The following is a 1,467-nucleotide window of genomic DNA, read 5'->3' on the forward strand; positions in this document are numbered from 1 at the left end:
AATTATTCACCACCATCTCCCTAAGGGTTTACGAAATCCCGTGATCCGCCGACTAAATAAAGCTTAAATAACTGTTAATACCCTAGTGATCTAGTGATAGAAACAAAATCATTTTTTCACGATACAATTTCCCCTTTTCTCTTTAGTTATAGACTTGAATTGAAGTGACTCTCCAATAACCATTTATTTTGGTCATAATTATGCCAGCTTTCTTCCCATCAATTGAACATACGAAATATTCATCATTTGTGTTTCCAAAATCCCCTTCAAAATCCGAGAGATCTTGAACCTCACCTCTAACAGAATCTTTTAAAAATTTATATGTCTCATTATTAACTGATACACGTCTCAGAATTTTTAAATTATTATCAGTCTTTGAAGATAAGTATGAGTTTATTTGGTTTTTTAAGTCATATTGAACGTTATATCCCATATAAAAAAATAAAAACAAGCCTAATATAATAACCAAAACAAACATGCTCACTATTATTTCTATTTTCTTATAGTTGGAATTTTTACTACCTTTTAACAAACCAATTCCAGCTTTCCTATTATGAAATGTCATTCAACAGCAAAAATTGCTAAAAAAATATTTAAAGTGCTGTTATCAAATTATTTCAGTTCAGTAGCAATTATTTCCAAGATTTAAAATTAATCACTATTTTATCGGAAATCACCTTATAACATTCACAAACAGTAAATCAGATCTGACACAATCTTTACAGTTTAATTTTCCATACTAACTCACCTCTTTATTAATTACTTTAACTAACAACTTATCTTAAAATTCGAACAGAATCAAGGAAATTTTAAGATATGTAAAAAAGTCATACTTTATTTACAAAATTTGCACAATACATTCAATTTATTCACAACTTTCAAAAAAGCAACCAGTAGCTATTATCCAACTTTTTATCTCTAATGAATGATTTTTAATTTCAAAAAAAATTCGACTTTTCAAAACATGTGTTCCCGCCTATGTTAAAATATACTCAACAAGTAGATAGAACACATGATTGAGGGGGCTATCTTTATACGTCAAGAAAAGTTTGATATGGACGTTGTTAATCATTTTTTGAGCACGATTATCACGACCGAGGTATGGTTAAGTGGCGGGGATTCATGCTGTCGGATCACACTGCTGCATTGAAAAAAATGGCCCAGGAAAAACGGGCAAAAGCTATTTAAACCAAACCACAGCAAACAACCGACGTAATAACTAACACTCTTGCCAAAGCTTATCATCGACATCGCATGGTCAACATTCAACTTAACGAACTTGATGTTAATGGTAAGCAAACGCCGGATTTAAAGACACATATCCTCGGTTATCAAGATGAAATGATTATTTTAGATAATAAAAAGTCCATTTCTATGGATGATATTCGTCACATTGAACTTACTTAATAAGCTTTAATATAAACTTTGGAAAGGTTTCACAGTCAATGAGCGTCTTCCAGACGCTTT

1 protein-coding gene is annotated in these 1,467 nt (G+C 31.0%); it reads right to left on the reverse strand.

Annotated elements, in window-relative coordinates:
* Positions 1 to 142: 142 nt before the first annotated feature.
* Positions 143 to 532: a hypothetical protein gene (locus tag JCM14108_RS13885; protein ID WP_035181566.1), complete on the reverse strand. Its 390-nt coding sequence runs from the start codon at positions 530 to 532 to the stop codon at positions 143 to 145.
* Positions 533 to 1,467: the final 935 nt, after the last annotated feature.

Origin of the sequence: Lentilactobacillus farraginis DSM 18382 = JCM 14108 (assembly GCF_000583655.1) — a bacterium.
Taxonomy (GTDB): Bacteria; Bacillota; Bacilli; order Lactobacillales; family Lactobacillaceae; genus Lentilactobacillus; species Lentilactobacillus farraginis.